We start from the raw sequence: 6,877 nt of genomic DNA, 5'->3' as shown, positions 1-6,877 counted from the left end.
ACAGTATGCACATGGAGCAGTCGTTCGTCGGGAAGGTCTTGTCCAGCTGGGCCATACGGCCCCCGATGAAGGGAGAGTTCTCCAGGATGACTGCTTTCACACCGGCCTCCGCGACATCGAGGGCAGACTGGATTCCCGCTATTCCTCCACCAATGACCAGAACTCCACGACTCAGGCAGTTCCCTCCGTCAGCTTCCAGGGACCGCGTAATAGGTGTTCCCTGAACGATTCTCCATAGGATAACGTAGTTATAAAATCTTTCCTGAACCAGCTCAGTCCCGAAGTGCTCAGGTCACTATCTAGCAGGAGCCGGACACTCATGTTTGCTCGGCAGTCTCCTCCTTCTTCTTGATATACTCCATGCTCAGGAGGAAGCCCACGAACAGCAAGATGGCCCCGACCATCTCGAGAGCGTAGAACAACGTCGTTAGCCCGGCTCGGGCCATGGATCCTCCGATGAACGGGAAGATGCCGCCCAGGGCTATCAGCAAGTTGTACCTCCTTGTCCTGTCCAACCAGAAGCTGTAGACGGCCCCGCCTATCAGCAATGACCCTCCTGGAACCGTCAGCAAAGGAGAGAAGTACCGAACATAGGCTGGCATGGCCTGTCCTGCGATCTCGAAACCCTCGGACAACAGGTCCGTGTCAACGGAGGCGGTAAGTCCCAGGACTATCATCAGAGCGGACACAACGATCGCGTATGCCAAGAAGTACTTGCCCCACGGCTTGTGAGTGAGGAGATACAGAGACCCCACTCCGAAGAGTGCGACCAACGGCCCGGTCAGGACATAGAAGACCTTGTACAGCCATTCATTCCCACCGACCACCCCGGGTTCCCCCAGGAACTCGCAGAGCGTCGAGATGAACCAGAACGCCAGAGCCACTGTCCATACCAGCTGATGGACCTTTCTCCTGATGATGTACTGCCGGAGGAGAAGGACCATGAAGACTCCTGCCGTGATGCACGAAACGAGCGGGAAGTAGTTTATCACGCGAACACCTTCCTATACGTTCAGTTGACCCGCGACCCGTCAGCGTCTGACAGCAGGCCCAATCCCCCTATAACAGTGTGATATAATGCTTTTGCCCTCACATCTCATGCCTTTCTCAGCATTCCGAGAACAAGTATCCCACCGATAGTGCTCGCGAGGGCGGTTGCCCATAGGCCCATCTCGATGGTGTAGGCATTTGCCAGGAACCCAGCAATAGGTGCACCGACCGCAACTCCGGCAACGAGAAGTGCGTAGAAAACGCCCGTCGAGAGACCCAGTTCACCCTCAGAGGAGCTTCGCACGACCATCGTCGAAGATGACGGGAAGACGAGGCCATGCCCGACGCCGAAGAGAGCCATGACGGGCAACATACTGAGGAACGTGTCGAGGAAGGGCAGAAGAAGCAGAGAAAGGGCAATCGTCAGAAGTCCGGCAATCGCAGGGACCTTGGGGCCCAGCTTGTCAGAGAGCCATCCGCTCGGATAGTGGACGACCAGGGATAACACCGCGAAAGTGGTGAAGGCCATCGCGACATTCACTTCCGTCAAGCCGAGTGACTCCATGGACAGGGGAACGAGGACCGTGAACGAGCCCATTGCGAAGTAGAGGCAGAATATGGCGGCGTAGGAGGCCCGTGCCAACTTCTTCCTCAGGATGTCCAGGAGCTTGCGAAGGTCCTCCAATAGCGTCGTCTTCACCCGCCCGGAGACCTTCGGTTCCTTGATCGAGGCGGCGAATGGGACCGCGATAACGAGGCTGAGCGCCAACACATAGAAGAGTGCGTTATAGCTGAACCTGCTGACCAGGACCCCGCTCAGCATGAACCCGACGATCACCGAGAAGGCCAGGGAGATGCCGTACAGGGCCATCATTCGACCCTTTCGACCCTCGGAGGCCATTCCTGCGGCGATGGACATGGAAGACGGTCCCACGAAACCTCCTCCCATGCCGTGCATGCACCTCACGAGCAGCAGGTGGAAGGGGTTGCCCGCGACGGAGTAGAGGAAGACGCTGAAGGCGTCCCACGAGAGACCCAGTACAAGCGGGTTCCTGCGTCCGATCTTGTCCGCCAAGCGTCCGAACACTATGTTTGAGGGGATGTGCACTATCGAGTACATGGCGACGATCAGACCCACGAACTCGAAACCGATGTTCGGGTCCAGATAGAGGGCATAGAGGGCAATGACGGGTACGAGAGCGTTGCTGTCCATGGTCCCGATGAAGGTCGCCATCAAGAGACTGAAGGACTGTCTCCTCGCCATCGTCCTCGATGAAAGGGATGCTGGAGATAAGGCTTGCTATCGCCTCAGGGCCCACTGTAGTGGAAGGAGACTCTGTCCAGCTCCTCATCTCCGTACTGAAGCAGGACCTCGTAGTCCCCCTCCTCCTCGGGCATGGCATAGAGTACGTCACCTTCGCTCAGGCATCCGTCCCGGTCCATGTCCCAGAATTCCATCAGGTTGGATCTCTTCCCGTGTTCTAGCCCCTCCAACAAGTCCCACCCAAACCCATACCTTTTCAGCATGACCTTGTAGTGGTGGAGCTTGCAGTGGGCGCTGCAACCTGAGACCTCCATCCTCCAAGTCTCAGGCCCGCCATGAGTTACGTTCAAGTCGACGGATGGGATTTCATACGGGCCCGGATCACCGATTATGGTCCAGTTGAAGAACTCCACTCTCTCGCCTTCCCACTCGTAGACCTCGAGAGTCCCATTAAGTGTCATCAAGTCCCCGGGACCGTACGAGCACAGACTTCCGTTTGACTCTGCAAATAGGTATACCCGTTCCCCGATGAGATCGTTCCACTTCTTCCCCGTATATGGGAAAAGAATGGAGGCCGATCCGATGAAGTCTGAATGTGACAATCCGAGTATCCTGTCCCGAACGGTCACATTGTCTCCTTCATTGAAGGAAGCGAAATCATCGGGCCAGTCATCCCCGTCGGTGTCTGTCCAGTCATCGTATACTTGGCTCACGGTCATGAACGGCTCCTCGGGCTCGGTGAAGAAGACGAAGAAGACGACCGTGGCCAGAGTCACCGCCAGGACGAGAGCAATGGCAACCAGAACCGCAAGGGTCCTCCTCGTGAGAGACCTCCCGCCAGAGTCCTCTACAGGCTCCTCCACAGGTTCCTCCACTTCGTCGATCGCCATGCAGGTCCGCCCCACTTCTCAAGCCTGAGTATGCGTTCTCCCACGATAAATGTTTCTGGCGCTGGACGACCCAGGTTCCAGGCCTCTCCAATCTTCCAGCTCGTACCCTCCACTTCGGGACGTGGAGCCATGATGCACTGGGGTCTCGGCGTCCTCATCTACGGTGGAGTGAAGAAGCGGAGGGCCCTGACACTCGACTTCATCGTCGCTGGGACGGTCGTGATCGGCGGCGTCGGAGGCTACTTCGCCTCCAGAAGCAGCAGGGAGCTGGGAACGTTCCCTGGGATCTGAGCTAGGCTTCCGCCCATCCGATCGGGCCGAGCCATAGATTTATATCCAGAGCGTGCTAAATCGGAGGAGAGTCAGGAAGTGGTTTTGATGGTAGAGGCAATCGTCACGCGGAACCTCACAAAGAAGTTCAAGGACCTGGTCGCAGTCGATCACGTGAACATCGACGTCAAGAAGGGAGAGATATTCGGCCTGCTCGGTCCCAACGGAGCGGGGAAGACGACACTCATCAGGATGCTGTGCACGCTTCTCGCCCCGACAGAGGGAACCGCCGAAGTCGCCGGATATGACATAATCAAGCAGGACGGGAAGGTCCGGGAGCACATCGGCCTGGTCTCCGAGAAGATGATAATGTACGACCGCCTGACGGCAGTGGAGAACCTCAAGCTCTTCGGCAAGCTGTACAACATACCCAAGGACACGCTGGAGAAGAGGACATACAAGCTGCTCAAGCTCGTTCACATGGAGAAGTGGGCGAAGAGCCAGATAGGGACTTACTCCACTGGGATGAAGCAGAGGATAAACATCATCAGGGCCCTTCTCAGCGTTCCCGACGTTCTCTTCATGGACGAGCCTACGCTCGGGCTCGACCCGCAGTCCACGACGGAGATCAGGGAGTTCATCAAGAGGATAAACATCGAGAACGAGACGAGTATCATCCTGACGACGCACATGATGGTCGAGGCGGACATGCTGTGCGACCGCGTGGGCATAATCGACAGGGGGAAGATCGTTGCCCTCGACACCCCGCGCAGCCTGAAGAGGATCATCGGCGGGGCTGACATCGCGAGCGTGGACATCGAGATCCCCAACCTCACGAACGAGATGCTGGAGGCGCTGAAGGACCAGCCCACTATAGTCTCGGTCGTAAGGGAGAACGAGACTCACCTCCTCATCAGGGCGAAGGGTGATGACGCCTTCGACGACATCATCGACACGATCAGGGCAAGGAACGGCAAGATAGCCTTCGTCAAGAGCCTGGAGCCTTCGCTCGAGGACGTCTTCCTCCACATAACAGGAAGGGAGATGAGGGCCGAGGTCTCCAGCAAGGTCAGGTCGTTCCAAGGGGGAGGCGGGCACGGACCTCCAGCACTCAGCAGGAGGGTGAGGTAGATGGGCGCTGGTGACACCTTGAGGCACAGCCTCTGGATAGCGTGGAAGGACCTGCTGGACCTGTGGAGGAACCGCATGGCGATGGTCATGCTCATCCTCATGCCCCTCTTCATGATGGTCATGGTGGGGTACATATTCCCGACGGAGAGCGCGCTGGAGAACGCGGACGTGGGCCTTGCCAACGAGGATGACGGACCGCTCGGCATCGCCTTTGCTCAGAACCTGACATACGTGAGCGAGGAGAGCGGGCTCCTGAGCCTTAAGGACTCCACTGGCTTCGACGACATCAAGCAAAGGATCCGGGACGGTGAGCTTGCTGGTGGGGTCATCATACCATCGAACTTCTCGTCCAACCTGGAGAGCGGCACGCAAGCGGTCGTCGAGATAGTCTCGGACCAATCGAACCCGCAGATATCGCTGCTGCTGCAGGGGATCCTCACCCAAGTCATCGAGCAGATGGGCACGTGGAGGGCGATAGCCAACCTGAGCGTGCAGCTCGGGGTGAACAGCAGCGAGGCTCTAGCCATCGTGAAGCCCTACACAGTGGAGACGAGAGGCATCGTTCCCGGGAACCCGAGCTACTTCGACTTCGTCGCCCCCGGGATAATGGCGATGACTGTGATGATGTCCGTCATGACAGGGCTGCCCCATGCGATCTCGTACGAGAAGGAGTTCGGCACACTGGACGGGATGATGGTCGCGCCGATCGGCAGGCTCTCGATCATCCTGGGAAAGACGATAGCGCAGACGTCGAGGGGGCTGATTCAGGGGCTGATAGTCCTCGGCCTTGCAGTGCTGATATTCGGAGTGACGATCCAGGGGAACTTCCTCCTGCTCCTCTTCCTGCTGATCCTGGGAGTGTTCAGCTTCGTGGGGCTCGGGATCCTCATTACCTCCGTCGCGAGGGACGAGCAGACGGCGACGATGGCGATGATGACGCTCATGTTCCCGATGATGTTCCTGAGCGGCGTCTTCTTCCCCATCCAGCAGATGCCGGTGTTCATGCAGTACATCGCTTGGTCACTCCCGCTTACGTACGCGACGAGCGCGCTGAGAAAGGTTATGATCCTGGGAGCGGACATTCAGTCCATCTCGACAGAGCTGATCATCCTGATCACGTTCGGAATCGTGCTGCTGGCTGTCGCGGTTCCCATATTCAAGAGGGCGATGAAGAAGTAGGGCTCAGCGCTTCCTCATCCGAACTGCAAGGACCAGCAATGATACCGCAAGGGCGAGGAGTGCAACGACAGGCAACGCAATGTCCGTCCCTGAGGAAGGCTCGAACTCCCCCGCAAGGGTCTCATCGGTCCCGCTGGAACCATCATCCTCGATGAGAGGCTCGATCGGAGGCGTCTCGACCTCGGCTTCCGTCTCATCCCCCTGATCGGGCAGAATTGGGTCCTCCGTCTCCGGAGTGCTTCCCTCAGCTGGCTCCTCGTCTGGCACAGGGTCCTCCGGTTCCTCGGTCGGCGGCGACTCAGGCTCCTCAACGGGGACTTCCTCCTCTTCACCAACGGGTTGCTCCTCAACAGGCGCCGGGTCCTCGGGCTCGTCCTCGACCGGCGGTTGCTCCGGGTCCTCCACGGGGTCCTCCTCGTCCTCGACCGGCTTCTTCTTGGGCTTCTTTCCGTGGCCCTTGCCCTTGCCGTTTCCCTTCTCCTCCTTCATGACGACCGTCGAGTCGTGACCGTTGGGACTCCAGTACTTCAGCTCTCCGTCAGCGTCCAGGCCGTAGGCATCGAAGTGGACCACGAAGATGTCGGACGGGTCCGGTCCGAGCGTCACATCGATGGTCAGGTTCGTGACGTTGCTGCCTGTTCCCTTCCCGTCGACCCAGCCGACTCGGTAGGTGACCCAGATGCCATTGCCCGACGGAGGATAGACGCCGTGGGAGCCCGCCGATACCTGATCCAAGTAGAACGGGTTGAAATCGGTCTGGTCGAAGTCCGCCAGCGTGTAGACGACCGCACCGGCGTTCCCGCCATCGACCGCTATCGTCTGCATGTCACTGCCGGTCGTGTTCCCTCGAACGGCGATGAGAACGTACACGTCGGTGGTCTCAGATGCCCTGTTCTCCACCGTCAGGTTGAACTCGAACGTGCCGTTCGCCTCGTATTCGGCTTCGAACACCCAGCTCTCGTTTATCCAAGGGTCCGTGTGGTTTCCCTCGTACTCTCCGTTCTCGATTGACAGCCAAATGTGTCCGCCCTGCTCCTCAGCACTTGCGCATGGGGTGGCAAAAGCTCCCCACAGAAGGACGACGCACGCCAGTATCGCTCCTACAAACCTCGCCTTCATGATCCCCCGCTCCAATCCAGTAGGATTCTCTGGA

8 protein-coding genes are annotated in these 6,877 nt (G+C 58.3%); 3 read left to right on the top strand and 5 right to left on the bottom strand.

Annotated features, from left to right (window positions below):
• The 4 genes from LN415_05820 to LN415_05805 form a co-directional block, all read right to left on the bottom strand.
• Window positions 1-211: FAD-dependent oxidoreductase (locus LN415_05820; protein ID MCJ2556612.1), on the bottom strand; the 211-nt coding region annotated here is incomplete at its 3' end.
• 106 nt (window positions 212-317) lie between these two features.
• Window positions 318-992 (bottom strand): hypothetical protein, encoded by a 675-nt coding sequence (locus LN415_05815; GenBank protein ID MCJ2556611.1) that lies wholly within the window; start codon window positions 990-992, stop codon window positions 318-320.
• A gap of 104 nt (window positions 993-1,096) precedes the next feature.
• A complete protein-coding gene (locus tag LN415_05810; GenBank protein ID MCJ2556610.1) occupies window positions 1,097-2,254 on the bottom strand; it encodes an MFS transporter in 1,158 nt (385 codons plus the stop codon).
• 44 nt (window positions 2,255-2,298) lie between these two features.
• On the bottom strand, window positions 2,299-3,144 hold the full coding sequence (locus LN415_05805) for a hypothetical protein (GenBank protein ID MCJ2556609.1): 846 nt from the start codon (window positions 3,142-3,144) through the stop codon (window positions 2,299-2,301).
• Between the two features lie 129 nt (window positions 3,145-3,273).
• Here LN415_05805 and LN415_05800 point away from each other — a divergent pair, with 129 nt between their 5' ends.
• The 3 genes from LN415_05800 (at window position 3,274) to LN415_05790 (ending at window position 5,724) form a co-directional block, all read left to right on the top strand.
• Window positions 3,274-3,435 (top strand): hypothetical protein, encoded by a 162-nt coding sequence (locus LN415_05800; protein MCJ2556608.1) that lies wholly within the window; start codon window positions 3,274-3,276, stop codon window positions 3,433-3,435.
• A gap of 87 nt (window positions 3,436-3,522) precedes the next feature.
• A complete protein-coding gene (locus LN415_05795) occupies window positions 3,523-4,545 on the top strand; it encodes an ATP-binding cassette domain-containing protein (GenBank protein MCJ2556607.1) in 1,023 nt (340 codons plus the stop codon).
• On the top strand, window positions 4,546-5,724 hold the full coding sequence (locus LN415_05790) for an ABC transporter permease (protein ID MCJ2556606.1): 1,179 nt from the start codon (window positions 4,546-4,548) through the stop codon (window positions 5,722-5,724).
• 3 nt (window positions 5,725-5,727) lie between these two features.
• Here LN415_05790 and LN415_05785 read toward each other — a convergent pair whose 3' ends face one another.
• Entirely contained in the window at window positions 5,728-6,843 is a 1,116-nt protein-coding gene (locus LN415_05785; protein MCJ2556605.1) for a hypothetical protein, read from the bottom strand.
• Window positions 6,844-6,877: the final 34 nt, after the last annotated feature.

Source organism: Candidatus Thermoplasmatota archaeon (assembly GCA_022848865.1).
Classification (GTDB): domain Archaea; phylum Thermoplasmatota; class Thermoplasmata; order RBG-16-68-12; family JAGMCJ01; genus JAGMCJ01.
This window is presented reverse-complemented; position numbering and strand designations above follow the sequence as displayed.